The following is a 16,623-nucleotide window of genomic DNA, read 5'->3' on the forward strand; positions in this document are numbered from 1 at the left end:
GCTTATCTTTCCCATAGCGGTGGCGGCGGGCGGGTGACCTGTGCAAAACGTATGGGTTTGTCCGAACGAGGGTGCAACAACCGATCGGGTTGACTCGGATGATCGTGCGGCATCCGGCAACGGAGTGCGCTGCACGCAGACGCAGGAGCGGAGCAGGCATGCGGGTACTGATCGTCGAGGACGAGGGCTTCCTGGCCGATGCCATGCAGCGGGGACTCCGGCTGGAGGCGTTCGCTGCGGACATCGCCCGGGACGGCGCGGAGGCGTTGGAGAAGATCGCGGCGAACAGCTACGACGCGATCGTTCTCGACCGCGACATCCCGATCGTGCACGGCGATGAGATCTGTGCGCGTCTGGCGCGCACGCCCGGTGCGCCTTCCGTCCTCATGCTGACCGCCGCGTCGACTCTCGCCGAGAAGGTCGCCGGTCTCGAGCTCGGCGCCGACGATTATCTCGCCAAACCCTTCGACTTCGAGGAGCTCGTCGCGCGACTGCACGCGCTGCACCGGCGGGGCACCGTCGCACGCCCCCCTGTCCTCGAACAAGCGGGCATCTCGCTCGACCCCTTCCGGAGGGAGGTCTTCCGAGGTGGACGGTACGTGCGCCTGAGTCGGAAGGAGTTCGCGGTGCTGGCAGTGCTGATGGAGGCGCGCGGTGGGGTCGTGAGCGCGGAGACGCTCCTGGAGAAGGCCTGGGACGAGAACGCGGATCCGTTCACCAATGCCGTCCGCATCACGATCTCCACGCTGCGCAAACGGCTCGGCGACCCGACTCCCATCGAGACCGTCTCCGGCGCGGGGTACCGCATCGCCGACAGCGACCCGCAGGGGGGTGTCGGTGCCACCGTCGGCTTCTGAGCGTCGCTCGGCGGGCCTCAGCATCCGGGCCCGACTCAGCCTCACCTACAGCGCCCTGATCCTCAGCACCGGTCTGGCGATGATCGTCGCCGTGAGGATCACGATCAGCGTCATGAACGGCGCTCTGGTCGACACGCTCTACCAGGTGGCTGCCGTGACCGTTCTCGTCGTTGCCGCGGTGGGAGCGCTTGCGAGCTGGTTCGTGGCCGGCCGGATGCTGCGTCCCCTCCAGCGCCTGAACACCGTTGCGAGAGCGGTGGACGAGACGACTCTGGGGACCCGGCTGAACATGACAGGGCCGGTCGACGAGATCCGATCCCTCTCCGACACCTTCGACGTCATGTTCGCGCGCCTGGAGGCCGCCTTCGCGAGCCGGGCACTCTTCGCCGCGAATGCTTCGCACGAACTGCGCACACCGCTCGCGACGATGAAGACGATGTTGCAGGTCGAATTGAAGGGCGACCTCTCGCCGCAGACGCGGGAGACGCACGAGAGGTTGCTGCTCACCGTCGAGTCGATGAGCGCGACCACGGGGGCGCTCCTCGATCTCGCCCAGGGCCAGGAGGTCGAGGGGGACGACGAGGTCGATCTCTCCGAGCTGGTCCGCGCGGCCGTCGAGGACGAAGTGCGCCAGGACTCCCTCGACGTGACGTTGCATCTGCCGCCCACCCCGATCGCGGGCGACCGGCGGCTGCTGCAGAACCTCGTGTCGAACCTCGTTCGCAACGCCGTCGTGCACAACACCCCGAGAGGGTGGGTGAGGGTGGCGGTCGAATCCGCGATCGACGGTCGGGTGATCCTCACCGTCGAGAACTCGGGCGAGGTCGTGCCCGACGATGTCGTACCGCTCCTGGCCGAGCCCTTCTACCGGGCTCGCTTGCGCACGGCCGGGGGACACGGTCTCGGGTTGGCCCTCGTCAGGGCGATCGCGGACGCGCACCGCGCGAGGGTCGTCATCGAGGCCGGCCGCCCGAGTGGCCTCAGGGTCATCGTCACCTTCGCCGCGCCGACCTCGGCGCACGGGTGACCGCGACACGATACCGCGCAGCCGGCGGCATGCGCGCGGCTACCCCCACGACCAGGGGTCTGCCCAGCGGGGTGGGTCGAGACCCGGCCCGAGGTCGACCTCTCGGGGCGGAGGCGATGCGGCGGCGGCCGGCCCGATCGTGCCGTCGGGTACCGAGAGCCATTTCGCTTCCGTTGTCGAGAGGAACGCCGCGACCTCGGCCCACTGCGCCTCGTTCAGCTGCGTCGTCGGCACGTCGTCGCCCACCGCGAAGAGGGTGGGGGTCTTCTCGCGGAGCGCGGTGCGGAGCAGCTCGACGCCTTCGTCGGTGTCGCCCGCGACCAGTCGCAGCAGGGTGCGGCTGTTGACCAGGGCGAGGACGGTGGCCGCGGCGTCGTCGGGGCCGAAAGCCATCTCTGCTCCGAAGTCGCGGGAGTACTCGGCGGCGGGTCGGTCGACGCCCAGAAGAGCCACGGCCTCCCCTGCCCCGACGACCTCGTGAACGATGTCGGTGAGCAGGTATTCGAAGGGGGAACGATCGATCACGATCACATAGCAGGGGGCCAGCATTCCCCCATCATGGGCCTTCGGTCTGTGCGCATCCACCCCCGGCGCCCGATCCCTCCACAACCGCGGGCCTCAAGCTCGGGCGCCCGCGGTCTCGAGTTCGTCGGCTTCGTCCGCATCCGCCTCGCGGACCTTCTCGATCATGTCGCGGAGCAGGGTGTTGAGCGCGGCGACGTCCTCGGCGGGCATGCCGTCGAGGATCACATCCTGCCCGCTCACCGAGATCGGCATCATCGCGGCGTGCATCTCCGCTCCGGCGGCCGTGAGATAGAGCGGCCGCGAGCCGCGGGGGCCGTCGACGAGCGCGATGAGGTCGCGTTCGGACAGGGCGGTCACGCTCTTGGACACCACGGCCTTGTTGACGCCGATGAACTCCGTCACCTCGGTTGCCGACGCGCCCGGCTTGATTCCGAGCACCGAGATGACGCGCCAGTCATTCGTCCCGAGACCGAAACGACGGCGCAGCTGATGCGACTCGCGCCACACGAGGGCGTTCGAGAGGAGCGCCATCAATCGCGGGGTGAAATTCTCCGGATCGATCGTCTGACTCAGGGGTTCGGTGATGAGATCGCTGTCCCCGAGGGGAACTCTCGTCGAGGTGGTGCCCTTCGGCATGCGGATCCTTCCGTCATCGGTGGGCTGAACGGCAGATGGGACCCGGCCGGGCGGCCGAGCCCCATCTGCGTTCAGGGGGTGTCAGTGGGCCATGCCCGCGAGCGCCTCCGGGTCGATCGTGGCGATCGAGCGGGTGTCCTGGAACGCGCGGACGCCCTCGATGCCCTGTTCGCGCCCGAAACCCGACTGCTTCACGCCGCCGAAGGGAGCGCGGAGGTCGAGGCGGTTGGCGCCGTGGTCGTTGACCCAGACGTACCCGACCTCGAGGCGGCTGCCGACGCGGTGCGCCGCCGCCGGGTCGGCGGTCCACACCGAGCCGCCCAGGCCCGCCCAGGAGTCGTTCGCGAGGCGGATGGCGTCTTCTTCGGTGTCGAACGGGATGACGGGGATGACGGGGCCGAACTGCTCCTGAGTGACCACCCGAAGATCCAACGCCGGGTCGACGACGATCGCCGGGCGCAGGAAGTTGCCGCCGGCGAGTTCGCCGTCGGGGAGTTCGCCGAACTCGCGCACGTCGGCGCCGGCATCCTTCGCCTCGGCGATGATGTCTTCGACGAAGGCCTTCTGGGCCGGCTGGTGGAGCGGCCCCATGGTGGTGCCCTCATCGAGCCCGTATCCGAGCACGACCTTGTCGAGGCGGGCCGAGAGCCCGGCCACGACCTCGTCCATCCGAGACCGGTGCACGAAGACGCGCTTGGCGTTCATGCAGATCTGGCCGGTCGTGTCGAACACCGCGCCGTAGAGGCGGTCGAGGTGCGTGTCGTCGATCACCGCATCCTCGAGGAACACCGCGGCGTCGTTTCCGCCCAGCTCCAGCGTGACGCGCGTGAGCGACTTCGACGCCATCTCCATCATGCGCTTTCCGCCGCCGACCGAACCGGTGAAGCAGACCTTCGCCACGTCGGTGTTCTGGATGAGAGCGGCCATGTTCTCGTCGCGCCCGGTGACCACGTTCAGGACTCCCGGCGGCAGCTTCTCGGCGACGCGCTGGACGACACGGGTGGTCGCCAGGGGTGCCGAGGGCGGCGGTTTCACGATGGCGGTGTTGCCCGCGAGCAGCGCGTGCGGGAGGGCGGCGCCCAGGATCGCGATCGGCCAGTTGAACGGCACGATGACGGTCACGACCCCGATCGACTGGTAGGCGACCTCCGTCGAGACGGGGATGGCGCCGGGGACGACGGGGAGCGTCTTCGTCGTGTCGACCTCGTCGGCGAGCATCAGGGCGAGGTTCCACCGGATCTCGAACACGAGGGCATCGACCCACGATTCCATCCGCACCTTGCCGTTCTCCTGCGAGAGGATCGCGGCGTCCTCGTCGCGCTCGTCGGCGATGCCCTTGATGGCCTCGGCCATGAGGCGGGCCCTCTCCTTCGCGCCGAGCGCCGACCAGGCGGGATAGGCGGATTTCGCGGCGGCGACGGCATCGGCCACATCGTCGGCGGATGCCGCGGCAGCCTCTCCGACGATGACACCGGGCTTGCCCGGATCGACGATCGAGAGCGTGTTCTCGGTGAACCGCTCCTCCCCGCCGATATAGAGACCGGTCCGCGTTCCCGCGGTGGTCAGAACATCTCCAGTCATCTCGACATACACCTCTCTGTGAGTCGTACTTCTCGGGTGAATCGGGCATACGCCACCTCGGAAGAGCGGCGATGTTTCCCCTGATTCTGCGGGCTGCGAGCGGGACCCACAACCTCTCCGCGAGTTTACGTGCATTCCTGTTTACATGTAAATAGCTTCGTGCTAGCGTCACTTCCGTCGGGAGGCAGAAGGTTCCGACAGCCCGAGAGTGTCGAAGAAGATGCCTGATGAGGCGCCGTAATTCGGCATGCGTGTCAATCAATGAGGAGAGATGCGATGAGTACGCACACCCTTCAAACAGGGACGCGACCCGACGTCGAGGAGCTCGAGGAGCTCTCGTTCGAGTTGCGCGCGAAGCTGTTGGAACTCTGCGGAACGTATGAAGGGGCCGTGCACATCGGTGGCGACCTTTCGGCCGCCGATATCTTCACCGTGCTGTTCCACTACGGAATGCACGTCGACCCCACCGATATCGCAAATCCCGAACGCGACCGCTTCGTCCTCAGCAAAGGGCACGCCGCGGTCTGCATGTACATCACCATGGCGATGCGCGGCTTCTTCTCGTACGAGGGGATCGTCGCCACCTACGGGCAGCTCGACAGCGCCTACGGCATGCATCCCTGCAAAGTGCAGCTGCCCGGCGTCGAGGCCTCCACCGGCTCGCTGGGTCACGGGCTGCCGTTGGCGGTCGGCATGGCTCTCAGTGCCAGGCACCGCGGCGACGACCACCGCGTCTTCACCCTGCTCGGCGACGGTGAGACCGGCGAAGGCTCGGTCTGGGAGGCCGCGATGGCCGGCCGTAGCAACAAACTCGGCAACCTCGTCGCCTTCATCGATCGCAATCGTCAGCTCATGACGAGCCACGCCGAGGAGCGGGTCATGTTCGAGCCGTACCCCGACAAGTGGCGCGCCTTCGGGTGGAACGTCGTCGTCGTCGACGGTCACGACATGAGGCAGCTCGTCGAGGCGGTCGACGCGTTGCCGGCCCCCGACAGCGACGTGCCGACGGTGATCATCGCCGAGACCATCAAGGGCAAGGGCGTCGATTTCATGGAGCGCAACCTCGCCTGGCACGCCGGATCCCTCGGCGCCGCCGATCTCGAGAAGGCTCTCGCCGCCCTGCAGGCCTCGCGCACGAAGGAGAACGTCTGATGCCCACCACCTTCACCTTCGGCGAATTCCTCGGAGCCCGCTCCGTCATCGGGTCGACCCTCGCCGAACTCGGCGCCGACCACCCGAACCTCTGGGTGCTCACCCCTGACATCGGCGCCACCCTGGTCGAGTTCCGCGACAAGTTCCCCGAGCGCTTCGTCGACGTCGGCCTCGCCGAACAGGCGTGCGTCGGGATCGCTGCCGGCCTCGCCTACGACGGCAACATCCCCGTCGTCTCCGGGATGCTGCCGTTCCTCTCGATGCGCGCGCTCGAGCAGGTGCGCAGCGACGTCTGCTACCCCAACCTCCCGGTGAAGATCATCGGCACCCACGGCGGCCTCGTCGGCAACGGCGGGTCGACGCACTACGCGGTCGAAGACCTCGCGCTGATGTGCGCGCTGACGAACATGACGGTCACGTCGATCGGCGACCCCCTCATGGTGGGTGAGATCCTCCGCCAGTCCATGTCGATGCCGGGGCCGATCTACATCCGTCTCGCCGTCGGCAAGAAAGACAAGGTGCTCTACGAACCCGGCCAGCACGACGTGCGCATCGGCAAGGGGATCGTCGCGCGCGAGGGTACGGACGCGACGATCTTCACCCACGGCACGACGGTCGCCCAGGCGCTGGAGGCCGCGGAAGAACTCGCGAAGGATGGGCGGTCGATCCGCGTCGTCGACATGTTCACGCTCAAGCCGATCGACGAAGAACTCATCGTGCAGTGCGCTGACGAGACCGGGGGCCGATTCGTGGTGCTCGAAGATCACCTCGCCTACGGCGGGCTGGCCTCGCGCATCGCCGACGTCGTCGCCGATCGGGGCGTGCGGCTGACTGCCTTCGAGCGCCTCGGGATTCCGCAGGTCTACGCCGGCTTCGGCGAAGACGAGCAGTTGCGCGACAAGTACGGTTACGGGCTCGAGGCGACGGTGGTCGCCCTCCGCAGCGTCATCGCCGCGCAGTACTGACAACCCATCCACCTCGGTTTCAACGGAGAAACGAATGAGAACGGTAGCGGTCACCCGGATCGGCAGCCTGCGCGATCCCGACGAGACCACGCGAGGACGCATCGGCGTCGTGGACTTCCCCGAGCAGCCGCTCGGACCCGAAGACGTGCGCATTCGCGTGGCGTACTCGGCGATCTGCGGGTCTGACCCGCACCTCGCCGAGGGCTTCTTCGGCACGGACGTGCCCATCGGACTCGGTCACGAGCTCTCGGGCATCGTCGAGGCGCTCGGCGAGCGGGCCCACCGCAACGGCTTGCGGGTGGGCGATCGGGTCGCGGGCAACTTCCTGCGGTTCTGCGGAACGTGCCGCCCCTGCCAGGAGGGGAAGCAGCAGTTCTGCGAGAACATCCAGGACTACAACCGCCCGGGCATGGCCGAGACGGTGACGTGGCACGAGTCGCAGGTCTACCGCCTGCCCGACGACGTGAGCCTGCTGCACGGCAGCATCCTCGAACCGACGTCCGTCGCCGTGCGCATCGCCGACAAGGCGAGGGCCCGGGTGGGGGATCGCGTGGCGATCTGCGGCGGCGGGCCGATCGGTCAGCTCACGCTCCAGGTGATGAAGATGAACGGTGCGACGTCGCTCACGCTGATCGAACCGATCGCCGAGCGGCGGGAGATGGCGCTGCGTCACGGTGCGGATTTCGTCATCGACCCCGTGAACGAGGACCAGGCCTCGATCGCCGCAGAGATCACCGACGGTCGCGGGTACGACATCGTGATCGACGCGTCGGGATCGCCGCGGGCCACCCGCGGGCTGCTCGACATCGCGGGCAAGGGCGCCACCGTGGTCTACGGAGCGATGTACCCCGAGAACTACGAGCTTCCGCTCAACCTCTCCGACTACCTGTATCTGAAGGAGCTGACGCTGACGGGCGTCTTCGTCTCGCCCTACGCGTTCCCGCGGGCGCTGCAGATCCTGCCGTACCTGCAGCTCGACGAGCTGACCGAAGCGGTCTTCGACCTCGAAGACGCGGTCGAGGCGTTCGACGTCCACGTGAGCGGCCGTTTCGCGAAGGTCGTGCTGCGTTGCAACGACATCGACGACGAGAGGGCCGCATCATGACGACCGCCGAACAGACACCCCGGATCGGCGTTACGACGCCCGCCCTCGAAGCCCGCGACATCGTCAAGCGTTTCGACGGCGTCCACGCTCTGAACGGGGCGCGGCTGTCGGTGCGCCCGGGGGAGATCCACGCCCTCCTCGGAGAGAACGGGGCCGGCAAATCCACGCTGATCAAAGTGCTGACGGGGGTGTACGCGCCGGACTCGGGAACGTTGTTGCGCGACGGTGAAGAGATCGAGCTCGCCAATGTGCGCGTCGCGAACCGCGCGGGCATCGTTGCCCTGTACCAGGAGCTGTCGATCATCCCCACGATCAGCGTCGCCGAGAACATCCTGCTCGGGGAGCAGACGCCGTCGCGCGGCGGAATCGTGAGCTGGCGGATGCTGCGTCGTAAAGCGCGCGAGCAGCTCGAACGCATTCATCAGAAGATCCCGCTCGGCAAGCTCGCGGGGGAGCTGTCTCCCGTGCAGCAGACGATGGTCGCGTTCGCGCGCGCCCTCGCCACGGATGCCCAGGTGCTGATCCTGGACGAGCCGACGGCGTCGCTCACCGACACCGAGATCTCCGAGCTGTTCTCGGTGCTGCGTCGACTCCGCGACGAAGGGGTGGCGATCGTCTACGTTTCGCACCGTCTCGAGGAGGTCTTCGAGCTCTGCGATCGTCTGACGATCATGCGCAACGGTGAGACGATCCTGACGAAGGACGTCGTCGACTCGCACATCGAAGAAGTCATCTCGAACATGGTGGGGCGCCCGAGCGGCGATCTCTATCCCGAGCGGACACCGGTCGGCACCGAGGTCGCGCTGCGGGTGGAGAATCTGCAGGGCCGGCGCGTGAAAGACGTCTCGTTCGTCGCACACCGCGGTGAGGTGCTGGGGATCGGCGGCCTCGCCGGCGCTGGCCGCAGCGAGCTGCTGCGCATTCTCGCCGGAGCGCAGAAGCGCGCGGGCGGCACCGTCACCGTGGGCACGAAGACCCTGCGGCCGGCGCCCAGCGTCGGTCGCGCGCTCGACGCGGGTATCGCGCTCGTCCCCGAGGAACGCCGTACGCAGGGTGTGATCCTCGGCAGCACCATCCGCGACAACATCGCGGTGGCGAACATCCCCGGGGTCAGCTCCTTCGGCATGGTGTCGGGCGCGAAGATCTCCGACATCGTCACGCGCGGAATGGCCGACCTCCAGATCAAGGCGCGCAGTTCCCGGCAGCCGGTGGGTGAGCTCTCGGGCGGCAACCAGCAGAAGGTCGTCCTGGCCAAGATGCTCGCGCGGAGCCCCCAGGTGCTTCTGCTCGACGAACCGACCCGGGGGATCGACGTCGGCACGAAGGCCGAGATCTACCGCCTGATCCGTCAACTCGTGGCGGGCGGGACGACCGTCATCGCGGTCAGTTCGGAGCTTCCCGAACTCATCGGGATGTGCGACCGCGTCTTGATCATGCACGAAGGCCGGATCGCCGGCGACGTGCCCGCCGAAGGGGCGGACGAAGAAGTCCTCTTGTCCTACTGCTACGGAAAGGCCCACTCATGACCACGACGCAGAACCCGGGGCTGGAAGACACCTCTCGCACCCGAGCAGTCCCCCGCCGCTCCGTGGGGCAGTCGCTGCTGTCCAGCGGAACCGTGCTCGCACTGGTGGTGCTGGTCGTCTTCTTCTTCATCATGCGGCCCGACGTGTTCCTCACGTTCACGAACGTGCGCAACATCCTCTACCAGGTGGCGATCCTCGCCATCATCGCGGGGGCGCAGTCGCTCGTCATGGTCGTCGGAGACTTCGACCTCTCTGTCGCGGCGACGTCCGCGCTGGCGGGCGCGGTCGCCGCATCCCTCATGCTCGACGGCATGCCGGTGACGCTGGCGATCCTCATCGCGCTCGCCGTAGGGCTTCTCATCGGTATCGCGAACGGACTGCTCGTCGCCTATCTGAACCTCTCGGCCTTCGTCGCCACGCTGGCGACATTGACTTCGGTGACGGGCCTCGCCTACCTCGTCACCGAGGGGACGACGCTCTTCAACCTGCCGCCCGAGTTCAACGCACTCGGGCAGGGCAGGTTCCTCGAGATCCCGCTCCCGGTCTTCTTCGCGATCGCGATTCTGCTCATCCTCTGGTTCGTCCTCAAATACACGACCCTCGGGCGTCGCTGGTACGCGACCGGCGGCAACGTCGAGGTCTCGCGACTGTCGGGTGTGAACGTGCGACGGGCGAGGCTTCTCGCCTTCGCGTTCGCGGGTCTCGTCTCGGCCGTAGGCGGCATTCTGCTGGCAGCCCGCCTCGGCAGTGCAAGCGCCGTGCAGGGCGAAGACAACCTTCTCTTCTCGGTGGCCGCGGTCTTCCTCGGCATGACGGTCGTTCGTTCGGGAGCCGCGAACATCATCGGCACGGTCGTGGGCGTCGCGATCATCGGCGTGATGAGCAACGGGCTCAACATCCTCGGTGTCAACGCCTACGTGCAGCAGGTCGTCACCGGTCTCATCATCATCGCCGCCGTCACCCTGTCGTCGTTCAAGAGCCGAGAGCGATAGCGGCACCTGCTTTCCCCGAAACCGGGCGGGGCCACCCGCCCGGAGCACCATCAGCACCACACGCAATGACAACAAAGGAGTGGACAATGCGTACACGTATCAAGGCCCTCGCGGCCGCGGCCGCCGTCGCGGCACTGACCCTGACCGGATGCTCGAGCGGCGGAGGCGGCGGCGCCGCCGGCGACGACACGTTCAAGGTCATCGCTTTCACGTCGGGCAACCAGACCCCGGTCGGCGCCTGGTGGGTCAAGGCCGTCCAGGAGAAGGCCGACGAGCTCGGTTGGGATCTCACCATGATCCAGGGCGACTTCGACTTCCAGAAGATGAACCCGGCCGTCGAGAGTGCCATCGGACAGGGCGCCGACGCCATCTTCAACGGCTACACCGACTACGCCTCGATCAGCTCGATCATCACCGCCGCGAAAGACGCCGACATCCCGATGTTCGCGATGGACGCCGGCACCGAGGCGACCGACGGCTTCGTGCTGAACATCACCGCCGACCAGCAGGGGATCGTCGACCAGACGGTCGACGAGATCGACACGACGCTGGGCGGCCTCGAGGGCAAGAACATCATGGTCATCGGCCACGACCCCCACCCCGGCATCCGCATGCGGGCCGGTCTCGCCGCGGACGCCTTCGAAGAGGCGGGTGCGAACATCGCCGGCGGGTCCATCCAGAAGGTGACGTCACCCGCGACCGGACGCACCGAGGCGCTGAGCCTCGTGCAGGACTACCTGCAGGCGAACCCCGGCGGCCTCGACGCGGTATGGGTCGGCTGGGACGACGCCGCCCTCGGTGCGTCGCAGGCGCTCACCGAGGCCGGATCGGATGCTGTCGTCACGGGCGTCGATGCGACCAGCGAGGCGATCGCGGCCATCGAATCGGGCGGCACGTTCCTCGCCACGGTCGAGCAGCCGTGGCCGAGCATTCTCGACACGGTGGTCGAGGCGATGGTCGCCTACCAGGAGGACGGAACGATGCCGTCGAGCAACTTCGACGCCGTCGGCACGACCCTCGTCGACAAGGCGAACGCCGCCGACATCACCCCGTCCGACAAGCTCTGACGGATCCCCCGCGGGGGCGGGCGCGCCATCGCCCGCCCCCGCACCTCTTTCGTGAAAGGAACACCATGCGTTTGGAAGGCAAAGTAGCCGTCATCACCGGCGGCGCCAGCGGGATCGGTCGCGCGACCGTCGAGAAGTTCGTGCGCGAGGGCGCGAAGGTGTTGATCGCCGACATCGCCCTCGACCGGGCGCAGCAGGCGGTGGACGAGATCACCGCGGCCGGCTTCGACGGGGCGACCGCTGCCTTCCAGGTCGACGTGTCGGTGTTCGCCGAGGTCGAGGCGATGGTCGCCGAAGCCGCCCGCGTCTTCGGCAAGCTCGACGTCATCTTCAACAACGCCGGTATCGCCGGCGGTAAGCCGCTCCTCGACCACGACCCGGCCGTCGACTATGACCCGATGATCCGCATCGACCAGGACGGCGTCTACTACGGCATCCTCGCGGCCGGCCGCCGGTTCCGCGACCAGGGCACCCCCGGCGTGATCATCAGTACCTCTTCGATCTACGGCGAGCAGGCGGCCGAGCTGTCGTTCACCTACAGTGCGGCCAAGGCCGCCGTGATCTCGTTCACCCGCTCGGCCGCCTATGAGCTCGCGCAGTACGGCATCCGCGCGGTGGCGATCACCCCCGGCCGTGTCGGCACCGCGATCATCAATCAGTTCAGCGACGAGTTGAAAGAGACCTTCGCCAGCGAGCAGCTGCGCAACAAGATGACCGCTCCGTCCGAGATCGCCGACGTGGTGGCGTTCCTCGCCTCCGACGAAGCGAACGTCATCAACGGCACGGTCGTCCACGTCGATGACGGGTACTCGGTCTTCAAGCAGCGGCTCGACCTTCCGACCTTCTGACATGAACCCCGACCTGGAGCTCGATCTCGACCTCGCGTGTCACGTCAACGTGCTCGTGGCCGACGTCGAGCCGCGCGCGCTCGGCGAGGCGCTCCGCACCCTCGCGGGTCTGGGGTATCGGCGGGCGGTGCTTCCTCCCCTCGACAGCGGGGCGACGGATGCTGCAGCGCTTCGCGCGCTCTTCGCGGGCAGCGGGATCGCGCCCATCACGATCGCGGGACAGTGGCCCGGTGCCGATGTCTCGTCGGAGGATCCCGACGAGGCGGCGGCGGGTGAGGCGGCTCTTCGGGCAACGGTGGATCTGACGGCGGCGCTCGGCGGCGACCAGATGAACGGCGTCCCGTATGGGCTCTTCTCCCACCCCACGGCGCCCGTGAGCGCACAGCGACGCGACCGCTCGGCGCGCGCCGTGGGGAGGGTCGCCGACTACGCGCACGAGCGAGGGATCGTGATGACCTTCGAAGTGCTGAACAGGTACGAGACGTCGTTGGTCAACACCGCCGCCCAGGCGATGGAGTTGGCCGAGCGGAGCGGCTCGGAACACCTGCGCATCCACCTCGACACCTTCCACATGGCGGTGGAGGAGGCCGACCTCGCCGCCGCGATCCGTACCGCGCTGCCTCGGCTGGCCTATCTCGAACTCGGGCAGTCCGGCCGAGGCTTTCTCTCGGGCGGTGCCATCGACCTGCCGGTGCTCGTCAGCCGGGCGATCGATGACGGCTACGACGGGCGGTGGGGGGTCGAGGCCTTCTCGCGCGGCGGGCTCATCGAACCCGTCGCCGACATGTTGGCGATCTGGCGGTCGCCGTTCGAAGATGGCAGGGGGCTCGCCGAAGACGCCCTGCGTGTGATCCGCCGCGGTTGGTCGGACAGCACCGCCGGGCGGCGGGCGCAGCGACGAGCGCGAGGCGCCACCGTTTAGCAGGTCCACCGATGAAGGGAACGAAGATGTCCACCATCACCGAGGTCGATGAACGCCTCATCGACGAGAAGACGACGGCCGGCAAGATCTACCTCGACGGCGCGTGGGTGCCGGGCGGCGGCGGTGACGCAGCATCCGTCGCCCCCGCGACAGGTGAGACCATCGCGACCGTCGGTCTCGCGTCGGTCGACGACGTGGCGCGTGCCGCCGAATCGGCAGCCGTCGCGCAGAAGGCGTGGGCCGCCACCCCGCACCCCGCCCGCGCGGCCGTGCTCCGGCGCGCGGGAGCGCTGTGGGAGAAGCACGCCGACGAGATCATGGGCTGGAACATCCGCGAGGTCGGGGCGATCCCCCCGCTCGCCGGTTTCGCACTGCACGTCACGGCCGAGGAGTGCTACGAAGCGGCGACGCTGCCGTCGGCACCGCAGGGCACGATCCTCTCGAGCGCCGAACCGCGCCTGTCGCTCGCCCAGCGTGTGCCCGTCGGCGTCGTCGCGGTGATCTCGCCCTTCAACGTGCCGCTCATCCTCGGCATCCGCGCGGTCGCGCCGGCTCTCGCTCTGGGCAACGCGGTGCTGCTGAAACCCGATCCGCGAACGGTCATGACCGGCGGCGTCGCGATGGTGCGCATCTTCGAAGAGGCGGGGCTCCCGCCGGGCCTCTTGCAGCTCGTCCCGGGAGGCGCCGAGGTGGGCGAGGCCCTCGTCACGCACCCGCGCGTTCGCGTGATCGCGTTCACCGGATCGACGAGGGCCGGGCGCATCGTCGGCGAGCTCGCCGGGCGTCACCTCAAGCGCGCGCACCTCGAACTCGGCGGCAACTCCGCGTTTCTCGTGCGCGCCGACGCCGACGTCGATCAGGCGGTGAACCTCGCCACGTGGGGTGCGTTCCTGCACCAGGGCCAGATCTGCATGACGGTCGGGCGCCACATCGTGCACGAATCGCTGTTCGACGAGTACGTGGCGAAGCTCGCCGCGAAGGCCGATTCGATGATCGTCGGCGACCCGGCGGCGGGTCCGGTGCATCTCGGACCGCTCATCGATGAGGTGCAGCGCGATCGCGTCCACACGCTGGTGCAAGACGCTGTCGCGCAGGGCGCGACGCTCGCCGCGGGTGGTTCGTACGACGGGCTGTTCTATCGCCCGACCGTTCTGGCGAACACGCCCCGTGACGCCGCCGCGTATTGCGACGAGGTCTTCGGCCCGGTCGCCTCGGTCGTGCCCTTCGCAACCGACGACGAGGCGGTCGAGCTCGCCGCCGAGACCGATTACGGACTCGCGCTCGGCATCGTCAGCCGCGACGCGATGGCCGCGCTCGAGCTTGCGCAGCGCATTCCGACCGGGATCGTGCACATCAACGACCAGACCGTCAACGACGAGGCGAACGCGCCGTTCGGTGGGGTCGGCGCGTCGGGCACGGGGTCACGGCACGGCGGCGCCGAGGCCAACATCGACGCCTTCACCGAAACCAGATGGATCACCCTGCGTCGCGAACCGGGGCAGTACCCGCTCTGAGGGGAGCGGGACCCCGTTCGCTCACCTTCGCGGTGTGCTGTTCGGCAGGGCGGCGAGCCCGCGGACGACGAGGCCGAGCCAGATCCAGCACACGCCGGTCACCGCGCACAGCTGCAGGAAGAGGGTCAGCCCGCGCACGGGGGCGGGCTGACCCGACAGCAGCTCTGCCGCCGGTCCCAGGCTCCACGCGGCGAGAACGGCGGTCACCACCGCGACGGCGGCATGCAGGGCGACGCCTCGTCGCGGGGGCTGCATCCGGAACGTCGCGTTCGTGAAGCCGATGCCGGCGAGCCACCCCGCCGCCAGAGCAAGCAGGAAGGGGACGAACTCGAGCCCCTGACCGACGACGAAGAAGGGCAGGGCGACGGCCGCGCACCCCGCCGCCCAGACGAAGGCGCTGCCGAGCAGGCGTCGCCACAGCGGCGCGGGCGGCAGATCAGCGGGCGACGTCATGACCCCTCGATGGTAGGGGTCATCGGCCGGATGCCCCTGCTCGATGGGCTCCGCGCCGCGGTGGAGGAGGCCCCCGCTTCATCCGCGACCACACGGAGTCCCTAGTATGGGGCCACGATTGCGCCGACGACCGAAGGACCTTTCATGCCGGACCACGCTCAGATCGCCTCTTCTCTGACTTCCCCCGAGGCTCTTCTCGCCCTCACCGATCAGCCGAAGATCCTCGGTGCGAAGAAGCAGGCGAAGGCTGCGTTCGATCTGTGGAGTCGCGCCGACCAGCGCTACGTCGGTTCGTATCGCGGCTTTCGTGCTCCCGGGGGATCGGGCACGGGCTTCGTCATCCGGGTGTTCTGGGACCCCGCGACGACGACTCCCGACGTTGCCGCGATAGCGGTCGCGATCGATACGGCGCTCCCCGTCGACCTGACCCGCGCGGACGAGAAGGCGACGTACAAGGAGCGCGACAAGAAGCAGGCCGCCTTCTTCCTCTGGCAGGGGATGAGCTCGCGTCCGCTCTCGCAGTGGTTCCAGGAACGTTTCGGTGTGAGCGCGTGCGCCACGCAGCTCTTCGATCGTTCGGACCTCAGCCAGAACGTCGCCGTCGTGGCGGTGGAGAACGGCGTCGACCACCTCTGGTCTCTCACCGCACCGGAGTGAGCGGCCTCGGCTCATCTCGCGGGGCCTCGCGCATGAGGATCCTGCGCCGCGCGGCGCTGAGTGCGCTGGGGTGGCTGTTCACCGCGATCGGTGTGCTCGCGGTCATGTTCATCATGGGCGGGGGCGTGCCGGGATGGATGTCGTCAGCGATCGGCACGATCGTCGCACTCGCGATCGGGGTGAGCGCACTCGTTCCCGTGGTGCTCGGCGTCGCGTACCTGGTGGTGCGCGCACGGGTGCGATCGGCAGAAGAGTCGGAACACGAACCCCCCGTCGTGTCGAGAGCAGCTGCCGCCCAGTCCGCCATCGCCGTGATGCTCGACTCGGTGCACGCGTCGGGCGACGACGTGCTCGGCATGGAGCGTCGTGTCGCCGCTGATCGGGTGCGACTGACGGCGACGACGCTCGCAGAAATCGACGATCGCGCGGATGCGCTGTCGTTCATCTGGTTCGTTCGCCCTTCCCAGCCCGCTGACTTCGCTGCGAGCCCGCAATTTCGCGGTCTGCCGGACTGGGCGCGCAACGCGGTCGTGCTCCTCGATCTGCGACGCAGCCTGCAGCTGGTCGGCGGCGTCGAGACCTTCATCGCCGATTCGGGTTTCTACCATCATCCGTTCGACCGGATCTTGGTGGCCGCAGGATCGACCGGCGACGACGAGCTGGGCTTCGCCCTGCGCGCTGCCCGCCTCGCCGCCGAGCAGGGCGGTTCGGGCCCGGAGCTCGAAACCGCCGTCGAACGGGTGGTGGAGCTGCTCGACGACGTGCAGACCTGGGCGCGCGTCGTCGGCTGACGACG

Annotated in this window: 17 protein-coding genes; 13 read left to right on the top strand and 4 right to left on the bottom strand. The window is 68.2% G+C overall.

Features of this window, described 5'->3' with window-relative positions:
- The first annotated feature begins 158 nt into the window (after positions 1–158).
- Together ACFXQA_RS06140 and ACFXQA_RS06145 are read left to right on the top strand one after the other, a co-directional pair.
- Positions 159–857: a response regulator transcription factor gene (locus ACFXQA_RS06140; RefSeq protein WP_394518912.1), complete on the top strand. Its 699-nt coding sequence runs from the start codon at positions 159–161 to the stop codon at positions 855–857.
- Positions 838–1,884: a sensor histidine kinase gene (locus ACFXQA_RS06145; protein WP_394518913.1), complete on the top strand. Its 1,047-nt coding sequence runs from the start codon at positions 838–840 to the stop codon at positions 1,882–1,884. The genes ACFXQA_RS06140 and ACFXQA_RS06145 overlap by 20 nt, the downstream gene beginning before the upstream one ends.
- A 39-nt stretch (positions 1,885–1,923) precedes the next feature.
- On the opposite strand, the gene ACFXQA_RS06150 is transcribed toward ACFXQA_RS06145, so the two are convergent.
- From ACFXQA_RS06150 to ACFXQA_RS06160, 3 genes are all read right to left on the bottom strand, one after another.
- Complete coding sequence (locus ACFXQA_RS06150) at positions 1,924–2,409, bottom strand: hypothetical protein (protein WP_394518914.1); 486 nt, start codon at positions 2,407–2,409, stop codon at positions 1,924–1,926.
- Between the two features lie 93 nt (positions 2,410–2,502).
- Entirely contained in the window at positions 2,503–3,045 is a 543-nt protein-coding gene (locus tag ACFXQA_RS06155) for a MarR family winged helix-turn-helix transcriptional regulator (RefSeq protein WP_394518915.1), read from the bottom strand.
- 81 nt (positions 3,046–3,126) lie between these two features.
- A complete protein-coding gene (locus ACFXQA_RS06160) occupies positions 3,127–4,626 on the bottom strand; it encodes an aldehyde dehydrogenase family protein (RefSeq protein ID WP_394518916.1) in 1,500 nt (499 codons plus the stop codon).
- 276 nt (positions 4,627–4,902) lie between these two features.
- On the opposite strand from ACFXQA_RS06160, the gene ACFXQA_RS06165 reads away from it, so the two are divergent.
- From ACFXQA_RS06165 to ACFXQA_RS06205, 9 genes are all read left to right on the top strand, one after another.
- Entirely contained in the window at positions 4,903–5,778 is an 876-nt protein-coding gene (locus ACFXQA_RS06165) for a transketolase (protein ID WP_394518917.1), read from the top strand.
- Entirely contained in the window at positions 5,778–6,743 is a 966-nt protein-coding gene (locus ACFXQA_RS06170) for a transketolase family protein (protein WP_394518918.1), read from the top strand. Before ACFXQA_RS06165 ends, ACFXQA_RS06170 begins: the two co-directional genes overlap by 1 nt.
- A gap of 34 nt (positions 6,744–6,777) precedes the next feature.
- The gene (locus tag ACFXQA_RS06175) at positions 6,778–7,848 is read left to right on the top strand and encodes a zinc-dependent alcohol dehydrogenase (RefSeq protein WP_394518919.1); all 1,071 of its coding nucleotides are present in this window, start codon (positions 6,778–6,780) and stop codon (positions 7,846–7,848) included.
- Positions 7,845–9,374 (top strand): sugar ABC transporter ATP-binding protein, encoded by a 1,530-nt coding sequence (locus tag ACFXQA_RS06180; RefSeq protein ID WP_394518920.1) that lies wholly within the window; start codon positions 7,845–7,847, stop codon positions 9,372–9,374. Before ACFXQA_RS06175 ends, ACFXQA_RS06180 begins: the two co-directional genes overlap by 4 nt.
- Positions 9,371–10,366 carry an ABC transporter permease gene (locus tag ACFXQA_RS06185; RefSeq protein ID WP_394518921.1) on the top strand — a complete coding sequence of 332 codons (996 nt, stop codon included), beginning with the start codon at positions 9,371–9,373 and terminating at the stop codon, positions 10,364–10,366. The genes ACFXQA_RS06180 and ACFXQA_RS06185 overlap by 4 nt, the downstream gene beginning before the upstream one ends.
- Before the next feature lie 86 nt (positions 10,367–10,452).
- Entirely contained in the window at positions 10,453–11,433 is a 981-nt protein-coding gene (locus ACFXQA_RS06190; RefSeq protein ID WP_394518922.1) for a sugar ABC transporter substrate-binding protein, read from the top strand.
- Between the two features lie 65 nt (positions 11,434–11,498).
- Positions 11,499–12,281: an SDR family NAD(P)-dependent oxidoreductase gene (locus ACFXQA_RS06195; RefSeq protein WP_394518923.1), complete on the top strand. Its 783-nt coding sequence runs from the start codon at positions 11,499–11,501 to the stop codon at positions 12,279–12,281.
- Position 12,282: 1 nt separating this feature from the next.
- The gene (locus tag ACFXQA_RS06200) at positions 12,283–13,203 is read left to right on the top strand and encodes a sugar phosphate isomerase/epimerase family protein (protein ID WP_394518924.1); all 921 of its coding nucleotides are present in this window, start codon (positions 12,283–12,285) and stop codon (positions 13,201–13,203) included.
- 26 nt (positions 13,204–13,229) lie between these two features.
- The gene (locus ACFXQA_RS06205) at positions 13,230–14,717 is read left to right on the top strand and encodes an aldehyde dehydrogenase family protein (protein WP_394518925.1); all 1,488 of its coding nucleotides are present in this window, start codon (positions 13,230–13,232) and stop codon (positions 14,715–14,717) included.
- Positions 14,718–14,738: 21 nt separating this feature from the next.
- Here ACFXQA_RS06205 and ACFXQA_RS06210 read toward each other — a convergent pair whose 3' ends face one another.
- On the bottom strand, positions 14,739–15,170 hold the full coding sequence (locus ACFXQA_RS06210; protein ID WP_394518926.1) for a hypothetical protein: 432 nt from the start codon (positions 15,168–15,170) through the stop codon (positions 14,739–14,741).
- 144 nt (positions 15,171–15,314) lie between these two features.
- Here ACFXQA_RS06210 and ACFXQA_RS06215 point away from each other — a divergent pair, with 144 nt between their 5' ends.
- Positions 15,315–15,827: a hypothetical protein gene (locus tag ACFXQA_RS06215; protein WP_394518927.1), complete on the top strand. Its 513-nt coding sequence runs from the start codon at positions 15,315–15,317 to the stop codon at positions 15,825–15,827.
- Between the two features lie 32 nt (positions 15,828–15,859).
- Entirely contained in the window at positions 15,860–16,618 is a 759-nt protein-coding gene (locus ACFXQA_RS06220; RefSeq protein WP_394518928.1) for a hypothetical protein, read from the top strand.
- Positions 16,619–16,623 lie beyond the last annotated feature (5 nt).

This window comes from Microbacterium shimangi (assembly GCF_043556445.1).
Classification (GTDB): domain Bacteria; phylum Actinomycetota; class Actinomycetes; order Actinomycetales; family Microbacteriaceae; genus Microbacterium.